The organism is Halomonas urumqiensis, assembly GCF_003028575.1.
Lineage (GTDB): Bacteria > Pseudomonadota > Gammaproteobacteria > Pseudomonadales > Halomonadaceae > Halomonas > Halomonas urumqiensis.
The window spans coordinates 47,508-70,113 of record NZ_PYUD01000003.1 but is presented as its reverse complement, the minus strand read 5'-3'; the positions used below and the strand labels follow the sequence as shown (position 1 = coordinate 70,113).

At 62.4% G+C, this 22,606-nt stretch carries 22 protein-coding genes; 19 read left to right on the top strand and 3 right to left on the bottom strand.

The features are described from left to right. Nucleotides 1-105 precede the first annotated feature (105 nt). The 14 genes from C6V82_RS18345 (at nt 106) to C6V82_RS10120 (ending at nt 14,726) form a co-directional block, all read left to right on the top strand. On the top strand, nt 106-228 hold the full coding sequence (locus C6V82_RS18345; RefSeq protein WP_268248448.1) for a hypothetical protein: 123 nt from the start codon (nt 106-108) through the stop codon (nt 226-228). Between the two features lie 177 nt (nt 229-405). Continuing rightward, entirely contained in the window at nt 406-1,977 is a 1,572-nt protein-coding gene (locus C6V82_RS10180) for a Re/Si-specific NAD(P)(+) transhydrogenase subunit alpha (RefSeq protein ID WP_102588302.1), read from the top strand. Between the two features lie 16 nt (nt 1,978-1,993). Continuing rightward, nucleotides 1,994-3,436: an NAD(P)(+) transhydrogenase (Re/Si-specific) subunit beta gene (locus C6V82_RS10175; RefSeq protein WP_102588303.1), complete on the top strand. Its 1,443-nt coding sequence runs from the start codon at nt 1,994-1,996 to the stop codon at nt 3,434-3,436. Between the two features lie 205 nt (nt 3,437-3,641). Further along, complete coding sequence (locus C6V82_RS10170; protein ID WP_102588304.1) at nt 3,642-4,709, top strand: NAD(P)H-dependent glycerol-3-phosphate dehydrogenase; 1,068 nt, start codon at nt 3,642-3,644, stop codon at nt 4,707-4,709. Continuing rightward, nucleotides 4,702-5,199 carry a phosphohistidine phosphatase SixA gene (gene sixA, locus C6V82_RS10165; protein ID WP_102588305.1) on the top strand — a complete coding sequence of 166 codons (498 nt, stop codon included), beginning with the start codon at nt 4,702-4,704 and terminating at the stop codon, nt 5,197-5,199. Before C6V82_RS10170 ends, sixA begins: the two co-directional genes overlap by 8 nt. A 224-nt stretch (nt 5,200-5,423) precedes the next feature. Beyond that, nucleotides 5,424-6,341: a 5-dehydro-4-deoxyglucarate dehydratase gene (gene kdgD, locus C6V82_RS10160; protein ID WP_102588306.1), complete on the top strand. Its 918-nt coding sequence runs from the start codon at nt 5,424-5,426 to the stop codon at nt 6,339-6,341. 155 nt (nt 6,342-6,496) lie between these two features. Continuing rightward, the gene (locus tag C6V82_RS10155) at nt 6,497-7,492 is read left to right on the top strand and encodes a TRAP transporter substrate-binding protein (RefSeq protein ID WP_102588307.1); all 996 of its coding nucleotides are present in this window, start codon (nt 6,497-6,499) and stop codon (nt 7,490-7,492) included. Nucleotides 7,493-7,622: 130 nt separating this feature from the next. Continuing rightward, the gene (locus C6V82_RS10150; RefSeq protein ID WP_229843161.1) at nt 7,623-8,093 is read left to right on the top strand and encodes a TRAP transporter small permease; all 471 of its coding nucleotides are present in this window, start codon (nt 7,623-7,625) and stop codon (nt 8,091-8,093) included. 2 nt (nt 8,094-8,095) lie between these two features. Continuing rightward, nucleotides 8,096-9,376 (top strand): TRAP transporter large permease, encoded by a 1,281-nt coding sequence (locus C6V82_RS10145; protein ID WP_102588308.1) that lies wholly within the window; start codon nt 8,096-8,098, stop codon nt 9,374-9,376. A gap of 28 nt (nt 9,377-9,404) precedes the next feature. After that, nucleotides 9,405-10,541: a mandelate racemase/muconate lactonizing enzyme family protein gene (locus C6V82_RS10140; RefSeq protein WP_102588309.1), complete on the top strand. Its 1,137-nt coding sequence runs from the start codon at nt 9,405-9,407 to the stop codon at nt 10,539-10,541. Nucleotides 10,542-10,543: 2 nt separating this feature from the next. Then, entirely contained in the window at nt 10,544-11,404 is an 861-nt protein-coding gene (locus tag C6V82_RS10135) for an amidohydrolase family protein (RefSeq protein ID WP_102588310.1), read from the top strand. Between the two features lie 42 nt (nt 11,405-11,446). Continuing rightward, nucleotides 11,447-12,244, top strand: coding sequence for an NAD-dependent epimerase/dehydratase family protein (locus C6V82_RS10130; RefSeq protein ID WP_102588311.1), 798 nt, complete (start codon nt 11,447-11,449; stop codon nt 12,242-12,244). A 102-nt stretch (nt 12,245-12,346) separates the two neighbouring features. Further along, nucleotides 12,347-13,129, top strand: a complete 783-nt coding sequence (locus C6V82_RS10125) for a FadR/GntR family transcriptional regulator (protein WP_102588312.1) — start codon at nt 12,347-12,349, stop codon at nt 13,127-13,129. A 10-nt stretch (nt 13,130-13,139) separates the two neighbouring features. After that, nucleotides 13,140-14,726: an aldehyde dehydrogenase (NADP(+)) gene (locus tag C6V82_RS10120; RefSeq protein ID WP_102588313.1), complete on the top strand. Its 1,587-nt coding sequence runs from the start codon at nt 13,140-13,142 to the stop codon at nt 14,724-14,726. Nucleotides 14,727-14,767: 41 nt separating this feature from the next. Here C6V82_RS10120 and C6V82_RS10115 read toward each other — a convergent pair whose 3' ends face one another. Together C6V82_RS10115 and C6V82_RS10110 are read right to left on the bottom strand one after the other, a co-directional pair. Then, entirely contained in the window at nt 14,768-15,715 is a 948-nt protein-coding gene (locus tag C6V82_RS10115) for an AEC family transporter (RefSeq protein ID WP_102588314.1), read from the bottom strand. A gap of 138 nt (nt 15,716-15,853) precedes the next feature. Further along, complete coding sequence (locus C6V82_RS10110; RefSeq protein WP_102588315.1) at nt 15,854-16,747, bottom strand: DMT family transporter; 894 nt, start codon at nt 16,745-16,747, stop codon at nt 15,854-15,856. A 106-nt stretch (nt 16,748-16,853) separates the two neighbouring features. On the opposite strand from C6V82_RS10110, the gene C6V82_RS10105 reads away from it, so the two are divergent. The 4 genes from C6V82_RS10105 to C6V82_RS10090 all read left to right on the top strand — a co-directional run bounded on the left by C6V82_RS10105 (nt 16,854) and on the right by C6V82_RS10090 (nt 20,817). Next, nucleotides 16,854-17,711 carry a LysR substrate-binding domain-containing protein gene (locus C6V82_RS10105; protein ID WP_102588316.1) on the top strand — a complete coding sequence of 286 codons (858 nt, stop codon included), beginning with the start codon at nt 16,854-16,856 and terminating at the stop codon, nt 17,709-17,711. 270 nt (nt 17,712-17,981) lie between these two features. Next, nucleotides 17,982-18,794: an alpha/beta fold hydrolase gene (locus tag C6V82_RS10100; RefSeq protein WP_102588317.1), complete on the top strand. Its 813-nt coding sequence runs from the start codon at nt 17,982-17,984 to the stop codon at nt 18,792-18,794. Beyond that, a complete protein-coding gene (locus C6V82_RS10095) occupies nt 18,791-19,654 on the top strand; it encodes an alpha/beta fold hydrolase (RefSeq protein ID WP_102588318.1) in 864 nt (287 codons plus the stop codon). The genes C6V82_RS10100 and C6V82_RS10095 overlap by 4 nt, the downstream gene beginning before the upstream one ends. A gap of 89 nt (nt 19,655-19,743) precedes the next feature. Beyond that, nucleotides 19,744-20,817 (top strand): patatin-like phospholipase family protein, encoded by a 1,074-nt coding sequence (locus C6V82_RS10090; RefSeq protein ID WP_373297608.1) that lies wholly within the window; start codon nt 19,744-19,746, stop codon nt 20,815-20,817. Nucleotides 20,818-20,858: 41 nt separating this feature from the next. On the opposite strand, the gene C6V82_RS10085 is transcribed toward C6V82_RS10090, so the two are convergent. Next, the gene (locus C6V82_RS10085; RefSeq protein WP_102588320.1) at nt 20,859-21,434 is read right to left on the bottom strand and encodes a Smr/MutS family protein; all 576 of its coding nucleotides are present in this window, start codon (nt 21,432-21,434) and stop codon (nt 20,859-20,861) included. A 191-nt stretch (nt 21,435-21,625) separates the two neighbouring features. On the opposite strand from C6V82_RS10085, the gene prmB reads away from it, so the two are divergent. After that, a complete protein-coding gene (gene prmB, locus C6V82_RS10080) occupies nt 21,626-22,594 on the top strand; it encodes a 50S ribosomal protein L3 N(5)-glutamine methyltransferase (protein WP_102588321.1) in 969 nt (322 codons plus the stop codon). Nucleotides 22,595-22,606 lie beyond the last annotated feature (12 nt).

The window sequence follows — 22,606 nt, the reverse complement described above, 5'->3', positions numbered from 1 at the left end:
GTGAAGTCCATGTCGGCGGGGTTGTTGGTTATTGGCACAACATTATCTACGACTTTGGTCTAAATTCTGGTAGAGTCGCACCTCGCCACTCAACGAGAGTCCTTTATGCGCTCCGTATCAAGTTACCTGTCAAGATTTCTGCTCTCCCTGACCTTCCCCCGCTGGCGGATGACCGCGCTACTGCTGGTTCTACTCGGTGTCGCCAGCACGCCGTTACTGGTCAGCTGAGAGGGGTTCGCAACGCCCGTTTCACGCCTCCAACGATGCCACCCACCGGGTGGCATCGTCATTTTTGTCTGCCTTGTGATCGCATCCGAGCTTGTTTGTGCCGCCCGGCTAAGCAAAACTGGCGGATGGACACAGCGCCGGACATGGTTTCGGCCATCACCAACGGAGACTGACGACGTGAAGATCGGAGCACCGAAGGAGCGAGCGAAGGGCGAAGCGCGGGTAGCGCTGACGCCCGAGAGCGCGGGGCACATACAGAAGCTTGGCCATGAGTGCCTGGTGCAGAGCGGAGCCGGGGAAGCCGCCGGTTTCAGTGACGACAAGTATCGCGAGGCCGGCGTCAGCGTGGTCGACGACGCCGACACGCTATGGCGCGACGCGGAAGTCGTGGTCAAGGTGCGCGAGCCCATCGACGAAGAGGTCGAGCTGCTGCGCGAAGGCCAGACGCTGATATCATTCTTCTGGCCGGCCCAGAACGAGGAGCTGCTCGAGCGCTGCCGTGGCAAGGGCGCCACGGTGGTGGCCATGGACATGGTGCCGCGCATCTCGCGCGCCCAGAAGATGGACGCGCTGTCGTCGATGGCCAACATCGCCGGCTACCGCGCGGTGATCGAGGCGGGTAATAACTTCGGGCGCTTCTTCACCGGCCAGGTGACGGCGGCAGGCAAGGTACCGCCGGCCAAGGTGCTGGTCATCGGCGCCGGTGTCGCGGGTCTTGCCGCCATCGGCACGGCGACGAGCCTGGGGGCCGTGGTGCGTGCCTTCGACGTGCGCCCGGAGGTGTCCGAACAGATCGAATCGATGGGCGCCGAATTCCTGTTCCTCGACTTCGACGAGAGCCAGGACGGTTCCGAGACCGGTGGCTATGCGGCACCCTCCAGCCCCGAGTTCCGCGAAAAGCAGCTCGAGTGCTTCCGCGCGCAGGCACCCGACATCGACATCGTTATCACCACGGCGCTGATTCCCGGCCGTCCGGCACCCAAACTGTGGCTTGCCGACATGGTCGAAGCCATGAAGCCGGGCTCGGTGATCATCGACCTGGCCGCCGAGAAGGGCGGCAACTGCGATCTGACGCGTGCCGACGAGAAAGTGGTAAGCGACAACGGCGTGACGGTGGTTGGCTACACCGACTTCCCCTCGCGCATGGCAACCCAGTCATCGTTGTTGTACTCCACCAACATTCGCCACATGCTCACTGACCTGACTCCCGAGAAGGACGGCGCCATCGTCCACAACATGGAGGATGACGTGATCCGTGGGTCGACGGTGACCCATGCCGGTGAAATCACCTTCCCGCCGCCGCCGCCCAAGGTCAAGGCCATCGCCGCGGCCAAGCCGAAACCCAAGGAGAAGGCCCCCACACCCGAGGAGAAGCGTGCCGCCGACCTGGCCACCTTCAAGGCCCAGACAAAACGCCAGGCGACTCTGCTGGGCGTTGGCGGTGCGATGATGCTGCTGCTCGGACAGATCGCTCCAGCCTCGTTCATGCAGCACTTCATCGTCTTCGTGCTGGCCTGCTTCGTCGGCTTCCAGGTGATCTGGAATGTCAGCCACTCGCTGCACACCCCGCTGATGGCGGTGACCAACGCGATTTCCGGGATCATCATCCTGGGTGCGGTGCTGCAGATCGGCTCTGGCAGTGCCGTGGTGGTGATACTCGCGGCGATCTCGGTGCTGATCGCCAGCATCAATATCGTGGGTGGCTTCCTGGTGACACGCCGGATGCTCGCCATGTTCCAGAAATCCTGAGCGGCGGAGACGAGATATGTTGGGTCAAGGATTCGTATCTGCCGCAGCGATTGCGGCAAGTGTGTTGTTCATCCTGTCGTTGGGTGGGCTGAGTAATCAGGAGAAGGCCAAGCGTGCCGTATGGTACGGCATCATCGGCATGGCCGTGGCGGTGGCGTTCACCGCGCTGGGTCCGGGCATCGGCGCCTACTGGCTGATGATCCCGATGATCATCATCGGTAGCGCCGTCGGCTGGTATGTGGCCAAGAAGGTGGAAATGACCGAAATGCCGCAGTTGGTGGCGGCATTGCACAGCTTTGTTGGCCTGGCCGCGGTGTTCGTGGCCTGGAGCGCCGATCTGGAACGCCGTCGCGTGATGGCGGCTCGCGCGCTGGAGGCGGGGCAGCAAGAGTTCTCGGCTTTCGCCGCGCTGGTCGCCACCAAGGCGCCGGATGAGCTGACTTTCCTGCAGCTCGAGGTGGTGTTTGCGATTTTCATCGGTGCGGTGACCTTCACCGGCTCGGTGATCGCCTTCGGCAAGCTGGCCGGCAAGGTTGACGGCAAACCGCGCCAGTTGCCCGGCGGGCACATGCTCAACGCGGCGGCCGCGGTGCTGTGTCTGGTGCTGGCCATCGCCTATATCGGTGGCGCCGGCTTCTGGACACTGCTGGTGCTTGCGGCGCTGTCGTTCTTCATCGGCTACCACCTGATCATGGGCATCGGCGGCGCCGACATGCCGGTGGTGGTGTCGATGCTCAACAGCTATTCCGGCTGGGCGGCGGCGGCCATCGGCTTCACGCTGTCCAACGATCTGCTGATCGTCACCGGTGCGCTGGTAGGCTCCTCGGGTGCCATCCTCTCGTACATCATGTGCAAGGCGATGAACCGCAACTTCGTCAATGTCATCCTCGGTGGCTTTGGTGGCAGCCAGGGGCCCGCTGCCGAGATCGAGGGCGAGCAGGTTGCCATCGATGCCGGTGGTGTGGCCTCGGCACTCAACGACGCCGACAGCGTGATCATCGTGCCGGGCTATGGCATGGCGGTGGCCCAGGCCCAGAACGCGGTCAGCGAGCTGGTACGCAAGCTGCGCGCCGCGGGCAAGGACGTGCGCTTCGCCATTCACCCGGTGGCCGGGCGCCTGCCAGGGCACATGAACGTGCTGCTCGCCGAGGCCAAGGTGCCCTACGACATCGTGCTCGAGATGGACGAGATCAACGATGACTTCCCCAACACCGATGTGGTGATCGTCATCGGCTCCAACGATATCGTCAACCCGGCCGCCGAGGAGGACCCGAACAGCCCGATCGCCGGCATGCCGGTGCTCAAGGTGTGGGAGGCCAAGCAGGTGTTCGTCTCCAAGCGCGGGCAGGGCACCGGCTACTCGGGCATCGAGAACCCGCTGTTCTTCAAGGACAACACGCGGATGTTCTATGGCGATGCCAGGGAAAGTGTCGATTCACTGCTGCACTTGCTCGACTAGTAGTGCCGATGGGCTGGCGCCCGATGCAGGGTCGACGTGACGCGTCGGCCGTGCCTTGAGCCAGTGCCAGGTGACCTGGAAAGACGCCCGAATCGGCTGACGATTCGGGCGTTTTTTTCGCTACAATAGAACCTTTATGCATTAGAACCTTCATGCATTAATGTTTTAATCTGAATACTTACCATATTTTCTTGCGGGGCCGATCATGGCAGAGCAGAGGATGCGCGTCGCTGTGCTGGGGGGCGGGAGCTTCGGTACAGCGCTGGCCAGCATAGCCGCCGACAACGGCGCCCGGGTTCGCCAATGGCTACGTGACCCGGCGCTGGTGGCCCAGATCAACACGCAACACTGCAACGGGCGGTATCTCCCGGACTACGCGATCAATCCGGCGGTGGTGGCGTCAAGTGACATGGATGAGGTACTGGCGGGTGCGGAGCTGGTGCTGGTGGCCATTCCCTCCAAGGCGTTCCGTGAGGTGGTGCGCATGGCGCGCCCTTACCTCAATGAGCACCAGATACTCGTCAGCACCACCAAGGGGATTCAGCAGGACGGCTTCAAGTTGATGAGCCAGATTCTCGAGGAGGAGACCGGCTTTACCCATATCGGGGTGATCTCCGGGCCTAACCTTGCGACCGAAATTGCCCAGAAGCAGCTCACCGCCACGGTGGTCGCCAGTGACGACGCCGAGACCCGTACCCGGGTGCAAACGGCACTTGGCTGCGACTATTTCCGAGTCTATGCCAGCAACGACCGCTATGGCGTCGAGTTGGGCGGCGCGTTGAAGAACATCTATGCGATCGCCGCCGGCATGGCGGCGGCATTGGGCATGGGCGAGAACACTCGCAGCATGTTGATGACCCGGGCGCTGGCCGAGATGAGCCGCTTTGCGGTGGACCAAGGCGCCAACCCGATGACCTTCCTGGGGCTTTCCGGGGTCGGCGACCTGATCGTCACCTGCTCGTCGGATCTGTCGCGCAATTATCGGGTGGGCTTTGCGCTGGGGCAGGGCAAGAGCCTGGACGAGGCCGTGGAAGCGCTCGGCCAGGTTGCCGAGGGGGTCAACACCGTGCGCCTGGTCCGTGACAAGGCGCGCGAGGATGGCGTCTACATGCCGCTTGCCGAAGGGCTCTATCAGGTGCTGTTCGAGGGCGTGCCAGCGCGCGAGATGGCGCGCATGCTGATGCTCGGTGAACAGAGCAGCGACGTCGAATTCATTCTCTCCCGTGCAGACGTACAACAGGCACACCGCGAATCGGAGGGCCATGATGACTGAGCCCTTGTTGATCATGCGCCATGGCGAGGCAAGCCACGGCCGCATCGATGAAGCGCGCGAATTGAATGGGCGAGGGCGCCAGGAGGTGGCACGAATGGCCGCCTGGCTGTCCGGCCGTTGCGATCTCGAGCTGGCCCGGCTGCGGCTGGTGGCGAGCCCCTATGTGCGTGCCCGCCAGACCGCCGAATTGATCGCCGAGGGGCTCGCTGACTTGCGCCCGCAGCGCGAGATCGAGACGCTTACGATCATCACCCCGGACGATGCGCCGAACGAGGTCATCGACTGGCTGCTCGAACAGCCCGACGACTGCCCCTTGCTGCTGATCAGCCATATGCCGCTGGTCGCGGCACTCACCGGGATCTTGGTGGAAGGGCGCGCCGAGCGAGGCCCGGGATTCACCACTGCCACCGTGGCCGAACTGGACGCCGAGGTGCGAGCCGCTGGTTGTGCCCGTGCGACACGTTTCACCTCACCCATGGACCTCGCCTGAGTCCATGCACTGGCCAGGCGCTGCCTGGCCGGAATTCTCCTCACCACCCACCATCCACTACTTAGACCTTTAGCGCATAGACCATCGTTGATGTTGTCATACAAACCACACATGCCTATCTTCGGTTGTATGATGTATGACAAAAGGCCGAAAAGGCCTGGCAGCGTGCCTGGGTCCAGTGGGATCCGCCGTCGCGCCAAGGGATTAACCAAGAGGATAAACGGGTGAAGTTTTCCAGAGAAGCCGTAGTACAAGCCATCGGTGATGGTCTGCTGTCGTTTCCCATCACGGACTTCGATCAAGCGGGTCGCTTTGACGCTGATAGCTATCGCCAGCGCCTGAAGTGGTTCGTCAGCCACGAGATCTCGGCGGTATTTGTCGCCGGCGGCACCGGCGAATTCTTCAACCTATCGCTCGACGAGTTTCGTGAAGTGGTACGGGTCGCCGTGGAGACGGTGGACGGCAAGCTGCCGGTCATCGCAAGCGCAGGGTTGAGTGTCGAAAGCGGCAAGGCATTTGCCCAGGCGGCTGAGGAGGTGGGAGCCGACGGTATCCTGCTGATGCCCCCTTACCTGACCGAGTGCCCCCAGGAAGGTCTGGTGGAGTACGCTCGCCAGATCTGCGATGCCACCGAGCTGAATGTCATCTATTACAACCGTGCCAATGGCATCCTCGACGCCGGGTCCGTGAAGGCGCTGGCCAAGGCCTGCCCCAACCTGGTCGGCCTCAAGGATGGCAAGGGCGACATTCAGGCTCTCAACAAGATCGTCAAGACGGTAGGGGATCGCCTCACCTACATCGGGGGCGTGCCCACCGCCGAGATATTCGCGGAGGCGTACCTCTCCATCGGCGTGAACACCTATTCATCGGCCGTGTTCAACTTCGTGCCAGACATGGCGGTGAAGTTCTACAAGGAACTCCGCAAGGGAAACAGCGACGTCGTCAAGCAGATCACCAACGACTTCTTCATTCCCTTCGTGGACCTCAGGGATCGGAAGAAAGGCTATGCCGTCAGCTTGATCAAGGCTGGCGCCGATATCATCGGACGGCCCGCCGGCAAGGTGAGGGCACCACTGGTAATGCCGACATCGGAAGAACGGCAACAGCTGGAGAAGCTGGTGGAGATTGCCAAGAAGCTCTAGGAAACAACGACAAGAAAGACCTCTAGAAGGGATTCAAGTGAGAGGGTAATGATAGGGATTCAGGACGGAAATCATAGAATAATTTGCGGCCTGATTGATCTTAATATTGTGGAAGATGTATAACGCGAACTACATTAAATATAAAGGAAAGCGTCATGGAAATCACACGATTCGCCAGCAAGACCCTTTGCACCACAGCCGTTTCTGCGGCCATGTTAGCAATGTCCTTTCCAGCGATGGCCGAAAACTGGCGTGGCTGGAACATTCACCCCGATGGTTATCCCAATACTGAGGCATTGGAATCCTTCGCCGAAGCGGTAACGGACAGGACCGAGGGTCGTCTTACACTTCAGGTATACAATAATGCGGTACTGGGTGATCAGCCGGATGCTATCGAGCAGGTACGCAACGGTGCCCTTGCATTCGCCAATTTCAACATGGGACCCATGGGCCCCATCGTTAACGAAACCAATGTTCTTTCCCTGCCATTCATCTTCAATAGCATCGATCACATGCATGAGGTGATGGATGGCGAGATCGGGCAGCAGTTCTCTGATGCCCTGGCCGACAAGAATCTCATTGCCTTGTCATGGTTCGACTCCGGAGCTCGCAGTCTTTACAACACCAGTCGCCCAATCAACACGCCAGAAGACGTGGAGGGCCTGAAGATCCGCGTCATGAACAATGACCTGTACGTCGACATGATCGAGGCACTGGGGGGTAATGCCACCCCAATGGCCTATGGTGAGGTCTATCAATCGTTGACGACCGGTGTGCTTGACGGAGCCGAAAATAACTATCCTTCCTTCGAATCAAGCAACCACTATGAAGTGGCTGAGTATTATTCGCTGACCGAGCACTTGATTATTCCTGAATGCCTATGTATTGCAAAGGCAAAGTGGGAATCCTTGTCTGAGGAAGATCAGGAAATCGTACGTGAAGAGGCGATAAAAGCGTCCGAGATGCAGCGCCAGCTCTGGGTTGAAGGTTCACAACAGAGTCATGAAATTGTTCTCGAGGCAGGCGTGGAGATCAATGAGATTGAGGACAAGACCGCCTTCCAGGACTTGATGGAGCCTGTTTATGCCAGTTTCATCGAGGACAATCCTGAGCTTGAAGATCTCATCAACACGATTCGTACTTCGAACTAACCTCTGACGCCCATGTCCTCCCGGTGGGAAATTTCATCGGGAGGACGTTGATGTGCACAGTGAGAGCCTACCCAACGCATCAGAGGCAATTGTGAATATACCTCATTTTCAGAAGAGGATAAGCCACGCCTTGGATGGCATTGCCAGCCTCTGCCTTATCTTGTCAGGCGTGCTACTTGTCTTTCTCATTGCCAGCTTTGGCTGGCTGGTGTTCGGCCGTTATGTGCTCAATAACACGCCGACTTGGGTCGAGCAATCCTCGCTATTGATCGTGGTCTATATAACGTGCCTCGGCGCGGCATCTGGCGTCAGGGCCAATACACACCTGAGTATTGATTTCATACGCGAGGGCATGCCTGTCCCCTTACGAACTTTCTTTCGCTATCTAGCGGATAGTGTCGTACTCATCTTCGGTGGTTTCATGGCATACGAGGGCTCGGGGTTGGTCATGACCAATCTGGAACGTGCAATACCCATGATTGGCATGAGTGAGAGCTGGCGAGCGATGCCATTGGTGATCTGCGGCTCATTGGTTGTCGTGTTCTCTCTTGCCAATATTATCGACCGTATCTGCGGTATAAATCGTCTAGAGGATGTCTGATAATGGGCCTCGCTATCCTTTTCGGTCTGTTTTTTCTCGCCCTGCTGGCCGGGGCCCCGGTAGCCTTTGCGGTCGGTTTGGCAGCGGTGGCGACTTTCCTGTATGAAGGTTTGCCTCTATTTGTCGCCTTTCAGCGAATTCTGTCCGGTATTTCGGTGTTTTCTCTACTGGCCATCCCGTTCTTCATCTTCGCTGGCGAACTTATGCTTCACGGAGGTATCTCGGCACGCCTGGTACGCCTTGCCTCAGCCGCAGTCGGCAGAATGCGTGGTGGTCTGGGGATCGTCAATGTCAGCTCTTCCATGCTCTTTGGGGGCATATCAGGGTCGGCTGTGGCTGATACCTCCGCGCTCGGCTCTCTTCTCATTCCCGTGATGAAAGAGAAGGGATACGACGCCGATTATGCGGTTAATGTTACTGTGACTTCGTCTGTTGCCGGGGTGGTAATACCACCCAGTCACAACATGATTCTGTACGCTGTTGCCGCTGGTGGTGGGATATCTGTCACCCAGTTGTTCATGGCGGGGATCATCCCGGGCATCCTCATGTGCCTGACCTTGGCGATCGCCGCCTATATTGTAGCGGTAAAGCGGGGATATAAGGGTGAAGCGTTTCCGGGGTGGAGCGTGCTCTTCATCAGTTTCGCCGCTGCCTTGCCTGGGCTCATGACGGCAGTGATTATCGTTGGTGGTGTCTTATCGGGCATCCTCACCGTTACCGAGTCTGGCGCCTTCGGCGCTATCTATGCCATCGTCGTTACTAGCCTTGTGTACCGTGAGCTTCGCTGGGCTTCCTTCAAGGCAGCAGTCCTCCAATCGGTCCGAACAACCGCGTTGGTGATGATCCTGGTGGGCTGTGCCTCGGCCTTCTCCTACCTGCTGGCACTTTATAACGTGCCTCAGTTGCTGACGGATGCCTTGATGGCGGTATCCGACAAGCCGCTTGTCATCTTTCTGATGCTTAATATCATTCTGTTGGTACTGGGCATGATCATGGACATGGCGGCATTGATATTGATTTGCACGCCTATCTTTCTTCCTGTCGCCATGCAGTTTGGCATGGACCCGATCCAGTTCGGCATCATCATGATGATGAACCTGGGGCTGGGTCTTTGTACGCCACCCGTTGGTGCTTGTCTGTTCGTTGGCTGTGTGATCGGCAAGATCAAGATTGAAAAAGCCGTGCGAACCATCTGGCCCTTTTACCTGGCTCTTTTTGTAGCGCTGATGCTGGTGACCTACGTGCCAGCCGTGTCGCTGACGTTACCGCGCCTTTTCCAGTGAATTCCATGCTCAATGGGAGCGAAGGGAAATGAAGATAGCTGCTGTACATACTCACCTTCTCGATCACGAGCTCGACACTGCCTTCGAAAGTGCCTCGATGCATTTTTCGCGGCGCCAGCACTGCCTGGTCGAGATCGTCTGCGACGACGGCACCATCGGATGGGGCGAATGCCTGGGCCCGGCGCCGCTGAATGCGGCCGTGGTGCGCGCCTACGGCGCTGCACTGATCGGTCGAGACCCGCTCGAGACCGAGAAGCTGTGGCTCGAGCTCTACAACCGGTTTCGCGATCAGGGCCAGCGTGGCCTTACGGTGACCGCATTGAGTGGCATCGACATCGCCCTTTGGGACATCAAGGGCAAGCACTTCGGGGTGCCTATCTCGACCCTGCTTGGCGGGAGGTTCCGCAACAGTGTGCGAGCGTATGCCACCGGGTCGTTTCGCCGCGAGGGGGTCGATCGCGTCGAGGATATCTCCCGCGAGGTCGCCGGCTACCGCGCCGAAGGTTTTCATGCCGTAAAGATCAAGATCGGTTTCGATGTCGAGGAGGACCTGCGTGTCATCGAGGCCGTGCGCGAGGCGATTGGTCCGGATATGCGGCTGATGATCGACGGCAACCACGGATATGACCTGCTGGAGGCGCTGGAGGTCGGGCGCCGCGCCGCGCATCTGGGGGTCGATTGGTTCGAAGAGCCGGTGCTTCCCGAACATTTGTCGGCCTATCGCGCGGTCAGGGCGGGTCAGCCCTTGCCGGTGGCGGGCGGCGAGACCTGGCATGGCCGCTATGCGATGCAGGAACCGCTCGAAACTCGCGCGGTGGATATCCTGCAGCCCGATATCTGCGGGGTCGGCGGTTTTACCGAGATGCGTCGGGTGGCCGATATGGCGGCGCTGCATGGTGTGCGGCTGGTGCCCCACGTGTGGGGCACGGCGGTGTGCATTGCGGCGAGCCTGCAGTGCATGGCGGCACTGCTGCCGAATCCTCCTCGCCGCGATCCCATCGAGCCGATCCTCGAGTTCGATCGAACCGACAACCCCTTCCGCCAGGCGGTAGTGTGTACGCCCATCGAGCATCAGCGCGGCGTGGTGCAGATCCCGGATGGCCCGGGCCTGGGGATCGAGATCAATCGCGATGCGCTGGCGCAGTATGCGCTCCGGGAGTCGTGAGCATGTCGACGCTTCCCGACAATACCCGCCCCCTGGACGGGCCTGCACCGCACCTAGAGGCGCCCGCGGGCGCCACCGATTGTCATATCCACCTCTACCTGCCCGGCCATGCGGCTCAGGCCGGCGGCCCGCCGATCGCCGAGCTCGCCACCTGCGAGCACTATCGACGGGTACAGCGGCGACTCGGACTCGAACGGGTGGTGGTGACCCAGTCCAACGCCTACCAGCGTGACAATGGCGCACTCCTCGAGGCGCTCGACCAGCTGGGCACAAGGATTGCCCGGGGTGTGGCCGCGGTAGGGCCCGATGTCACCGATGCCTGCCTGGACGATTGGCATGCGCGGGGGGTGCGCGGCGCGCGCATCATGAACCTGCCGTGTGGCGCCTATACCCATCGCGACATGGCGGCGATCGAGCGTCGCATTCGGCCCTATGGCTGGCACCTGATGGTGCAGTTCAACGGCGTTCACCTTGACGACTACCTGGACGGCCTGCTTCAGCTCGAAGGCGATTACATCATCGATCATATTGGCAAGTTCATGCCGCCCGTGGCGGCGGATGATCGGCGCGTGGATGAGATCCTGCGGCTGCTCGATCGTGGCAATGCCTGGTTCAAGATCTGCGGCGCCTACGAGGCAAGCGAGGCCGGCGCGCCATGGGACGATGTCGGCGCCATCGCGCGGCGGGTCATTCGTCATGCGCCCGAGCGCATCCTGTGGGGCAGTAACTGGCCCCATGTGGGGGTTACCCGCGATGCCTATCCAGACGATGCCGCGCAGCTGGATGTGTTGCTTGAGTGGGCTTCGCCCGAGGCGCGCAAAAAAATTCTGGTCGACAATCCAGCCGCGCTTTACGGCTTTTGAGAAACCGGCGCTGCAAGACCACCCACTGCAAAGGAGAATCCGATGTTGAATCGATTGCTGGTCACTGGCGCCGCCGGTGGCGTGGGGCGTGCCATTCGTCCTTATCTTTCGCGGCTGGCCCGCCACGTGCGGCTCTCGGATGTTGCCGAGCTTGGCGAGGCGGCGGAGCACGAGGAACTGGTGCCGTGCGACCTGGCCGATGGTGATGCGGTACATGCCTTGGTGGCAGATTGCGATGGCATCATCCATCTGGGCGGCATGTCGGTGGAATCGCCCTGGGAGAGCATCCTGCAGGCCAATATCATCGGCACCTATCACCTCTACGAGGCGGCGCGAAAGCTTGGCAAGCCGCGCATCGTCTTCGCCAGTTCCAATCACACCATCGGGTTCTATCCACGCGCCCGGCGCATCGACAGCGAGGTGCCGCATCGCCCCGATTCGCTGTATGGCGTCTCGAAGTGCTTTGGCGAGGATCTGGCAAGCCTGTATCACGACAAGTTCGGCATCGAGACCCTGAATGTGCGTATCGGCTCGTGTTTCCCGGAGCCCGCCGACGCCAGGATGATGGCGACCTGGCTGAGCGTCGAGGATTTCATGGCGCTGTTCGAACGGGCATTCCTGGCGCCCAAGCTTGGCTGTTCGGTGATCTACGGGGCGTCGAACAACCACGAGAGTTGGTGGGATAACAGCCAGGTGGCGTTTCTCGGCTGGGTACCCAAGGACAGCTCCGAAGTTTTCCGCGAGACAATTTCCCGCCAGCCATTGCCTGATAGCGATGACCCCGCCGTCATCTATCAGGGCGGCAAGTTCGTCACATTCGGTCATCCCGATGATGCCTGACTCGAGTCGTCTTCACCTTGGCGAGCCATCGGTACCAGGCAATGCGATGCGGGCTGGTAGACTTGCATGACATCCCATTCTCGAATACGCCAGGTTGCGACCATGACCAAGCGACTCGATGTGACATCACAATTGACTCAGCTCGATATTCATCGAGTAGCGCGTCAGGGCAGCCTGTCCGTTCATGTGGCGGACCAACTGGAATCCCTGATCACTGGAGGCAAGATTGCGGTCGGGCAGAAGATGCCCACCGAGAATAGCCTGTGCGACTCCTTCGGGGTCAGCCGCACGGTGATCCGTGAGGCGATTACCCATTTGAAGTCATTGGGCCTGGTCGAGACGCGCCGAGGAGTTGGCACCACCGTGCTGCGCTCGACGGCTGTCGAGGCGCGCCCGGCGGAGCGGATCAACCCTACCACCGTCGAGGATATCCTGCATGTTCTCGAGTTGCGCCTGACCCTTGAGCCAGCCGCGGCGGAATTTGCTGCCCTGCGACACGATGATGAAGATCGTACACGCATCAAGGCCAGACATGCCGCCTTCATCAAGGCCCAGGCCGAGAAGTCACTGGCCAGGGTCGAGGACTTCGAGTTCCATCACGCCATCGCGCGGGCGACCCATAACCCCTTCTTCGAGCAGTTCTACGAGCAGCTCAGTCCCAGCGGCATACCGCGAGCCAAACTGCTCAGCATCGATATCAATCCGGCCGCGTCGGAACGCTATCTCGAGCGGGTCCAGGAGGAGCACGCCTATATTCTCGAGGCGATTCTGTCCCGCGACGCTGAAGCGGCCCGCGAAACCATGTTTCAGCACCTCAACCGTTCGCGAAACATGTATGCCCAGTATCAGCATGCCGAACCGGATGAGCCGAACACTAAACGCTAAGGAGTTACCCATGTCATTCCCCCACGGCACGCTGCAAGGCACCTCCTTGATCGGAAAGCAGGTCTTCAGCGGCAGCCAGGCAGTGATTCAAGCCATCGACCCTGCCACTGGCGAGACCTTGTCTCCGGCCTATCCGGGCCTCGGCAAGGGCGAAGTCGAACAGGCCTGCCGGTTGGCCTGGAGCGCCTTCGACACGTATCGCGAGACCGGGCTCGAGGAACGGGCGGGATTTCTCGAGACGATCGCCGACGAAATCGAGGCGCTTGGCGATGAGTTGATCGTGCGCGCCATGGCCGAGACCGGATTGCCTCGGGCCCGGTTGGAAGGTGAGCGGGGTCGCACCTGTGGCCAGTTGCGGTTGTTCGCAAGCGTCGTGCGCACAGGCGAGTGGCTGGATGTGCGTATCGATCCGGCCTTGCCCAAACGAGCGCCCATGCCGCGTGTCGATCTGCGCCAGCGTCATGTCTCGCTGGGGCCGGTGGCGGTGTTCGGGGCCAGCAACTTCCCGCTGGCATTTAGTGTGGCGGGTGGTGACACGGCATCAAGCTTGGCCGCTGGCTGTCCGGTGGTCGTCAAGGCACACTCCGCGCATCCTGGCACATCAGAATTGGTGGGCCGCGCTGTACAGAAGGCCGTCGCCCACTGCGGCCTTCCAGATGGGGTCTTCTCGCTGCTGTTCGGCGCCGGTAACGAGGTCGGTCAGGCCCTTGTCGCCGACCCGCACATCCAGGCAGTGGGCTTTACCGGCTCCCGCGCGGGTGGCACGGCGATCATGGCAACCGCCCAGGCACGCCCTCAGCCGATTCCGGTGTATGCGGAAATGAGCAGCATCAACCCCGTGTTCCTGCTGCCCGAGGCACTGGCCGCACGTGGTGCCGAGATTGCCGAAGGCTTCGTCGGTTCGCTCAACATGGGCGCCGGCCAGTTCTGCACCAACCCGGGGCTGGTGATTGCCGTGAAAGGCGAGGCGCTGGAGGCTTTCGTTGCCGCTGCCGCCAGAGCGGTCTCGGGCAGCGGTGCCCAGACCATGCTCACACCGGGTATCCATGCGGCTTACAGCAAGGGGGTCGAGACCCTGGCCGGCGCGGCACGCGAGCTCGCGCGGGGCGAAGTCGGCGACGGGCCGAACCTGTGCCAGACGGCACTGTTCCGTACCCAGGCCGCTGACTTCCTGGCAAGCAACGCGCTGCAGGGCGAGGTGTTCGGCTCGGCGGCGTTGGTGGTCGAGTGCGAAGATCTCGACGAAGCCCGCGCCGTGGCTGAGCGCCTGGAAGGCCAGCTCACCGTCACCCTGCAGATGGATGATACCGACCTCGGCGCGGCCCGTACGCTGCTGCCCACGCTCGAGCGCAAGGCGGGCCGTATCCTGGTCAACGGCTGGCCGACCGGTGTCGAGGTGTGCCATGCCATGGTGCACGGTGGGCCATACCCCGCCACCTCGGACAGCCGTACCACCTCGGTGGGCAGTGCGGCGATCCAGCGCTTCCTGCGCCCGGTGTGCTATCAGAACTTGCCCGAGGGCCTGCTGCCCGAGGCGCTGCGAGATGATAACCCGTGTGGTGTGACACGTTTGATGGACGGTCGCCGTGAAGGTTGAGCCGCAAGGAGGCTGGCACGGCGACGGATGGGCCTGGGCGCCTAGATCACGCCCAGCAGTTGCAGGATCAGGATGCCGCTGGTGATGGTGAACAGCGAGGCCAGCGTGGTGATGGCGATGATGTTGGCGGTGAGCACGGCATCACCGCCCATCGCCTTGGCCATGACGAAGGCGGCGGCGGCCGTGGGGCTTGCGAAGAACAGGTAGAGCACACCCAGGTCGCGACCGGAAAATCCCAGCAGCCAGGCGCCGGCTGTCCCCAGTGCCGGCAGGGTGATCATCTTCATCAGGCTGGCCCCCAGCGCTATGTTGCCAGAGTCGCGCAAGCCGGTGGCCGACAGCGTCGCGCCGATGCAGATCAACGCCAACGGCAGGGTCATGGAGGCGAAGTATTCGCCCGAGGTCATGAGCCATGTTGGCAGCGTGATTTCCAGCAGCGACACGGGCAACGCCAGCACGACGGCAATAATCAGCGGATTACGCGCGATGTGCAGGAGAATACCACGCCAGTGGGTGCGCTTGGCGTCCTGGTAGGTGCTGAGCACCACCACCGATAGCGTGTTGTAGCAGAGGATCACCACGCCAAGCAGCAGCCCCGCCGTCGACAGGCCATAATCGCCGTACATGGCGGAAGCCAGTGCCAGGCCGACGATACCGCAATTGCCGCGAAATGCGCCCTGAATGTAGACCCCGCGCGCCGGGCGGGGCACCCTCAGGATCGCCCAACCCCAGCAGCCCAGGAAGCCTATGACGGTCGCCACGGCGAAATAGGCAAGCAACGCCGGGTTCAACGTGGCATCGAGGTCGGCCTTGATGATGCCGAGAAAGATCAGCGTCGGCATGCAGGCCTTGAAGACCAGTTGCGAGGCGGTATCGACGAAGGCGCGGTCGACCCAGCGCGCACGCTTCAACCCAAAGCCGATGAACACCATGGCGAACACAGGCAGGGTGACATTGAGGCTGCCGGAGACCAGCTCGGCGAGATTCATCTGGGTGTCCTGAAAGAAGTTAGCGAGCGCATTATACCGCGTTGCACAATGCGCGTCTTCGCCGCTCCCTTCCTGGCCCTTTCTGTTGCCTATTATCGCCGGGCTGCCTCGAACAGGTAGCCGTGATGGTGCTGGTGATCAGCGGCTTGCCTTCAGACAGCCGACAACCACCAGCGCGGCGGCCACCGGCAGTTGCCAGCCTGGGCTCGAGAGGCCGGCCAGCACCAGGAACAGCGCGGCGAACACCGGCACGCCGTAAGCCATACAGCCCACTCGCCGACTGTCGCCATGGCGCAGGGCGACGTCCCACGCCACCATGGCCAGGCCGTAAGGGCCGGCGCCAATGGCCACCGCGGCAAGCAGTGCGGTCGTTGAGGCAGGCGGGGTGGTGCCCTCGAACCACAGGCTGGCGGTGGCGGCCAGCACGCTTGCCGACATCAGCAGGCGTGGCATCAAACGGGTCAATGGCAGGGGCGCCACCTGGCACAGCCAGGAGTAGAGCGCCCAGCAGCAGGCCGCCAACATGGCCAGTGCATAGCCTGCCCACTCGGCAGCGCCGCTCTCGGCGCCCGCCTTGGGTGCCAGCAACAGGGCGGCACCGGCGAAGGCGATGGTCGAACCGATCACCGCCGCAGGCGTCACCCGGCCTTGAGTCCGCCATTGGCTGAGCAGCACGAACAGCACCGGCCAGGTATAAGTGATCAGCGCCGCCTCGGCGGCCGGGGCCTTGCCCAGGCCCGAGAAGTAGCCGCCCACGGCACCCAGGATCAGCAATGGCAGCAGGCCGTGCAGGGTAATTGTCCAGCCGCGCGAGAGCGTGTCTTGCCCACGTTGCGGGGCGGCGCCGCGACTGGCCAAGGGCAGCGTTACCAGTGCACCAGCCAACAGCGACAGTGCCGTCAGGCGCAGCGGTGCGATACCGGCGGCGGCATGAACCAGCAGCGGCGCCACCGCCCACAGCATCACCGCGATCAACGCGCAGGCCAGGCTGTAAAGGCCTGGGAGGTGCAGGGAGTGGTGAGGTAGGCGCATGGTTGGCTCCTTGTCGTATGGGTGTGGATGACAAGGGCAGGGTATTCGGGTCACACTCATCACAAAATCAATCATTGATGATGGTTAGTATCAATAATGGTGATGAATGCGAGTGCGCACGCTGGACCTGAACCTGTTGCGAACCCTGGTGGCCATCGCCGACACCGGCACGGTGACGACGGCCGCCAAGCGCTTGGCCTATACCCAGTCCACTGTCAGCATGCAGCTGCATCGGCTCGAGACGCAGTTGGACATCACGTTGCATGAACGTGAAGGCAGGCGGATACGCTTTACCGCAGAAGGCGAGAGGTTGCTTGGCCATGCGCGTCGGCTGCTGTCTGCCCATGACGACGCCTTGAGCGATATGCAGGCACAGACTGTCACCGGCGAGCTGAATCTCGGCGTGCCCGATGACTATGCGTCATTGCTGACCTCGGTGTTCTCGCATTTCCATCAGCTCTATCCGGCGGTACGCCTGCAGGTGACCTGCGCGCCCAGTGCGGTGTTGATGACACGAGTCAAGGCCAATGAGCTCGACCTGGCCATGGTGACCCGCCAGCGGCATTCACCGGGGGGCGAGATGATTCGACGCGAGCCGCTCAGCTGGGCGGTGGGCCTCCAGCATCAGCCATCGCTTGCCGACCCCATACCGCTGGCGCTCTATTCGCCGGGTGCCGACGTGTTTCGCGAACTGGCGGAAGGTGCCTTGCTGGCGGCGGGACGCGACTGGCGGGTCGCCTATACCAGCCAGTCCATGGCGGGCCTTGCGCCCATTGTCAGCGCAGGGCTCGCGGTGGTGGTAGTGACACGCAGCATGCTGACGCCTGAATTGCGTCCTCTGGATGACACCAGTGGGCTTCCGGCGTTGCCGTCAATCGAGCTGGCGCTGCATCGAGCGCCCAGGCGGCCCACCGAGCCGGCGCGGCGGATGGCGCAGTTGCTTCGCGAACGGCTGGCCCCGTGACACGCCACCGACGTCAGCAACCCTTGCCACCCTTCTATCGCGCCAGCCACAGCCCGCAGATGACGGCGGCGAGGACTGTCGCGAAGAACAGGCGGTTACGAAGACGTGTGTCGCGCGGCTTTGGCACGGGCTCTCCTGCTGGCAGCGGCTGGGCGTTGGATAGCTGATGGGGCATCATGCAATACACAAACGAGCGTTTGCTCATTCTTGCGTTTACGCTGCAAGAATGGTAATCCGTTAGTCTGCTATACGCCAGTCAGGAAGCCCTATATGCCAACCCAGGATACCCCACGCATGCCCTTGCTGTTTGCCCACGCCAACGGGTTTCCGGGCACCAGCTATCGCAGCCTGCTCGCGCCACTGGCCGAGCGCTTCGACGTGACCCCGCTGGAGCGACTTGGCCATCACCCCGATTTCCCGGTGGGCCACAATTGGCTGGCGTTGCGTGATGAATTGCTTGATCACCTGGCGCAGGTCGAGCAACCGGTGATCGGTGTCGGGCACTCGATGGGGGGCGTGCTGATGGCCATGGCGGCGCATGCCGCACCTGAGCGATTCCGCTGCGTGGTGATGCTCGACCCGCCGCTGATGCTGGGGCTGGATGCCTGGGGAATGAAGGCAGCCAAGTGGCTGGGCTTCGTCGACCGCGTCACGCCCGCTGGGCAGAGCCTTGGCCGCCGTGCGGCCTGGCCGGACCGCGAGACCATGCTGGTGTCGCTGCGCCGCCGTGGCCTGTTCCGGCGCTTCACCGACCAGGCGCTGCGCGACTATGTGGAGGGGGGAACCCGGCTGCTGGACGATGGCCAGGCAGTGCTGCTCTACGACCCGGCGGTGGAAGTCGAGATATTTCGCCATCTGCCTGACCATCTTGGCGATCTGCCGCGCCGCCTGAAGGTGCCCCATGCGGTACTGGCCGGGCGCGATTCGGACCTTTTGACGCCACGTCGACGCAAGCGGCTGGCTCGCCACGGCGTGCCGGTCGGCCTGGTACCCGGCTCCCACATGTTCCCGATGGAATACCCCGACGAGACACGCCAGGTGCTGCTCGATACCCTGACCACCCTGCTGGAAGCATCACCATGAGTGACCCTAGACCGCTACGTCTGGCGGGCGGCCGCCTGGCCGCTCTGAGCGTTGGCGATGACCACGCCCCCACCTGGCTTGCTCTGCATGGCTGGCTCGACAACGCGGCCAGTTTCTCGCGCCTTGCTCCCTTGCTGGCCGAGCGTCTTGGTATTCGCCTGGTGGCGATCGACTTCGCCGGGCATGGTCTGTCGGCCCCGCTACCCGGAGGCGGCGACTATGCCATCTGGGATTACTGCCATGACGTGCTGGATGCGCTCGAGTCGCTCGAGCTCGAGCAGGTCACGCTGTTGTCCCATTCCATGGGCGCGGGAGTCGCCTGCCTGACCGCCGCTGCCTTCCCCGAGCATGCCTCCCGGTTGGTGTTGATCGATGGCATAGGCACGCTGACCACACCGGCGGGCGATGCCCACACGCAACTGCGCAAGGGGCTCAAGGGGCACCGTCGCCCGGTCTCGCCGGCACCGCGCTATGCTGATATCGATAGTGCCGTGGCGGCGCGCGTGGCGGGTGGCGCCACGCCGATCGATGCCGACACCGCAAGACCCCTGGTGGCGCGCAATCTGCTGGCACTGGCCGATGGTCACCAGCAGCTACGCACCGATGGCCGGCTGTTGCGACCTTCGCTGGTGAGGTTATGTCCCGAGCAGGTGCGGGCGATGCTGGAAAGGATCGACTGCCCGGTGCTGCTGGTGGAAGGCGAGCAGGGCATCCTCGCCGAACGTGAGCACGCTGCCGCTGCACGTGCGGCTATCCTGTCGCTTACCAGGCGTGTGATTCCGGGAGGACATCACTTGCACCTGGAGGCAGGTGCGGTGAACGCGGTGGCCGAGGCCATCGTGGCCTGGCAGCGCTCATGAGGGAGGGTTCACCCATGGCACGTGGCAAGGGCAAGCATGTGGCGAGCCAACAAGCGGATACCAGGCGCGGCGATGATGCCAGGCGTGGTGTGGGCAAGCGCGTGGCTCTGGTGCTGGGCAGTGGAGGGGCGCGCGGCTATGCCCATATCGGGGTGATCGATGAGCTCGAGGCGCGAGGCTATGAAGTGGTGGCCATCTCGGGCTGTTCCATGGGGGCGCTGGTGGGCGGTATCTACGCCGCCGGGAAGCTAGAGGGCTATCGCGATTGGGTGTGTCGGCTCGATTACTTCGACGTACTGCGGCTGGTCGATGTGACCTGGAGCCCAATGGGCGCCATGCGGGCCAGCAAGGTGATGAGCCAACTGGAATCGCTGATCGGCGATGTGCAGATCGAAGCGCTGCCGATCCCTGTCACCACGGTGGCCACCGACTTGGTGCGTCAGCGCGAGGTGTGGTTTCAGAGCGGTTCGTTACTCGAGGCGATTCGCGCGTCCATTGCCGTGCCGGGCGTGATCACCCCGTTGCATCGCGGTGATCAAGTGCTGGTGGACGGTGGCCTGCTCAACCCGCTGCCGATCATTCCCACGGTCTCGGCGGAAGCCGACTTCGTGATGGCGGTGAACGTCACGGCGCATAGCCCACGACCTGTCTCCCTGGAGGAGTTGTTGCCCCCCGATCTGCTCGCCGAAGAGCAGAAAAAAGAGCGTGAGCGTGATGCGAGCGGCATCGATTTCGGTGGCTGGGTCGATGAGGTTCGCGATGTCGCCAGCCGCTGGTTGGATGGCCTGGGAGCTGCCCCAGGTGGCAAGGATGACGCGGATAGCGGCGGCAAGCAGGGCGCAAGCAAGGAAGCGAATGAACTGGGCGCCCGTCAACGTGAATGGAGCCGACTCGACATGGTGCTGGCCTCGTTCGATATCACCCAGGCCGCGCTTGCCAAGTACAAGGTGGCGGGCTATCCGCCGGACGTGTTGATCGAGGTTCCCAAGACGGTGTGTGGTGCTTACGAGTTTCACCGCGCCGAGGCGCTGATCATGCTGGGTCGACATTTGGCGGTGGAAGCCCTGGATCGCTTCGAGGGGCGTCATCATCCCGGCTGGGGAGGCCGCAGCATCGTGGTGGAACCCACCGTGGAGCAGGATGTGCCGCCCAGCGAGAGCTGAGCGCGTTTCAGGCCCTTGTTCAGTTTCCGTTCAGGCCCACTTCAGGCCTGGCTGCCGCGTCGGCGCAGCAGCACGTAGACAGCGCCCGTGCCGCCATCGGCGTCAGTGGCCGAACAGAATGCCAGCACGCCCGGCCACTCGCGCAGCCAGGTGTTCACATGGCTCTTGATCACCGGGTAATCGCTGGTGGCCCCCCACGCCTTGCCATGCACCACGATCACGCAGCGTCGGCGCAGGGCCGTGGCCTCGCGCAGGAAGCTTTCGAGCTCGACCCGGGCTTGTTCGAGCGTGTGGCCATGCAGGTCGAGCCCCATTTCCCAAGAGATGGCGCCACGCTTGAGCTGGCTGCGCGTACGCCAGGGCAGGTCGGGGAGCGCGAACTCCAGGTACTCGGACGGGCGCACGGCCTCGACTCGCCCGTCCGAGGTGCGGCCGGTAGCCGCTTCGTCTCCGGCGGCCTCGGCCGCGGCACGCCGTTCGGCAAGACTTGGGTCATGACGACGCGCCCGCCCAGGGTCGGCACGATTGCGTGTGATCGGCTTGACACCTGCGTCACGCAGTGCCTGACGAAAGGCGCCGATCTCCTCGTCGTCCGGCGGCTGGCGGTGTCGGCTCATGGCGGGCCCTGGTGATGGTCGGGATCAAGATCGAGTGATGTTCCGGCACGTCGGCGATGCCATGTTCCAGAACCGTAGGCAACGCGTGGCGAGCGACAGTATAACGACCCTGACGTGGCTGTGAACCGCCGTGGCGGGTACAATTCGCCACTCATCTTGCCAATTCAGCTCGCCAACTCACAGGATGCCACGTGGCCGCCAGCACTAACGCCTCCACCCCGACCGCCTCTACCTCGACGCTCGCCCTTGCCGACACCGACCTGCGCGATGGACTTCATACGCTGCGTGATTGTCTGCGCTGGGCGGCGAGCGAATTCTACCTGGCCGGCCTGTTCTATGGCCATGGCACGGATTCTGCCTGGGACGAGGCCGTGGCCTTGACTCTGGGAGCCCTGCATCTGCCCTGGAATGTCGACCCGGCGGTGCTCGATGCGCGCCTGTTGCCCGTCGAGCGCGAACGCATCATCGCCCTCGTGCGCGAGCGGATCACCACGCGGCGACCGTTGCCGTACCTGCTGGGGGAGGCGTTCTTCGCGGGCCTGGCATTCAGTGTCGATGAGCGTGTGTTGATTCCGCGCTCACCCATCGCCGAACTGATCGAGCATGGCTTCGCCGCCTGGTTCCCGGAGGAGCCACCGGCGCGCGTGCTCGACCTGTGCACCGGATCGGGGTGCATCGGCATCGCCACGGCCCTGCATCTGCCGACCTGCGAAGTCGATCTTGCCGATATCAGTGACGAGGCCCTGGAGGTGGCGCGCATCAATATCACCCGTCATGACCTTGGTGAGCGGGTCAGGGCCGTACCGTCAGACCTGTTCGATGGCCTGGGAGGGCATCGCTACGACCTGATCGTCTGCAACCCGCCCTACGTGGATGCCCGCGATCTCGCCACCATGCCGGCGGAATTCCGCCACGAGCCAGCGCTGGCGCTGGGCGCCGGGCGCGATGGCCTGGATATCGTGCGGCGGATCCTGCGCCAGGCGCGTGACCATCTCACCGCAGAGGGTGTGCTGATCGTCGAGGTCGGCAACTCCGACCGCCATCTGGAGGCCGCCTTTCCCGAGGTGCCCTTCCTGTGGCTCGAATTCGAGCGTGGCGGCCAGGGCGTATTTGCCCTTGGCGTCGCGGAACTCGACGCCCATGCGGCGTCCTTCGCCTGATCCTTGTACTCC

Excerpts from the sequence above, each read along its gene's own strand:
- C6V82_RS18345 (WP_268248448.1), top strand. The coding sequence starts at position 106 with ATGCGCTCCGTATCAAGTTACCTGTCAAGATTTCTGCTCTCCCTGACC.
- C6V82_RS10175 (WP_102588303.1), top strand. The coding sequence starts at position 1,994 with ATGTTGGGTCAAGGATTCGTATCTGCCGCAGCGATTGCGGCAAGTGTG.
- C6V82_RS10170 (WP_102588304.1), top strand. The coding sequence starts at position 3,642 with ATGGCAGAGCAGAGGATGCGCGTCGCTGTGCTGGGGGGCGGGAGCTTC.
- sixA (WP_102588305.1), top strand. The coding sequence starts at position 4,702 with ATGACTGAGCCCTTGTTGATCATGCGCCATGGCGAGGCAAGCCACGGC.
- C6V82_RS10155 (WP_102588307.1), top strand. The coding sequence starts at position 6,497 with ATGGAAATCACACGATTCGCCAGCAAGACCCTTTGCACCACAGCCGTT.
- C6V82_RS10145 (WP_102588308.1), top strand. The coding sequence starts at position 8,096 with ATGGGCCTCGCTATCCTTTTCGGTCTGTTTTTTCTCGCCCTGCTGGCC.
- C6V82_RS10140 (WP_102588309.1), top strand. The coding sequence starts at position 9,405 with ATGAAGATAGCTGCTGTACATACTCACCTTCTCGATCACGAGCTCGAC.
- C6V82_RS10135 (WP_102588310.1), top strand. The coding sequence starts at position 10,544 with ATGTCGACGCTTCCCGACAATACCCGCCCCCTGGACGGGCCTGCACCG.
- C6V82_RS10130 (WP_102588311.1), top strand. The coding sequence starts at position 11,447 with ATGTTGAATCGATTGCTGGTCACTGGCGCCGCCGGTGGCGTGGGGCGT.
- C6V82_RS10125 (WP_102588312.1), top strand. The coding sequence starts at position 12,347 with ATGACCAAGCGACTCGATGTGACATCACAATTGACTCAGCTCGATATT.
- C6V82_RS10120 (WP_102588313.1), top strand. The coding sequence starts at position 13,140 with ATGTCATTCCCCCACGGCACGCTGCAAGGCACCTCCTTGATCGGAAAG.
- C6V82_RS10115 (WP_102588314.1), bottom strand. The coding sequence starts at position 15,715 with ATGAATCTCGCCGAGCTGGTCTCCGGCAGCCTCAATGTCACCCTGCCT.
- C6V82_RS10110 (WP_102588315.1), bottom strand. The coding sequence starts at position 16,747 with ATGCGCCTACCTCACCACTCCCTGCACCTCCCAGGCCTTTACAGCCTG.
- C6V82_RS10105 (WP_102588316.1), top strand. The coding sequence starts at position 16,854 with ATGCGAGTGCGCACGCTGGACCTGAACCTGTTGCGAACCCTGGTGGCC.
- C6V82_RS10100 (WP_102588317.1), top strand. The coding sequence starts at position 17,982 with ATGCCAACCCAGGATACCCCACGCATGCCCTTGCTGTTTGCCCACGCC.
- C6V82_RS10095 (WP_102588318.1), top strand. The coding sequence starts at position 18,791 with ATGAGTGACCCTAGACCGCTACGTCTGGCGGGCGGCCGCCTGGCCGCT.
- C6V82_RS10085 (WP_102588320.1), bottom strand. The coding sequence starts at position 21,434 with ATGAGCCGACACCGCCAGCCGCCGGACGACGAGGAGATCGGCGCCTTT.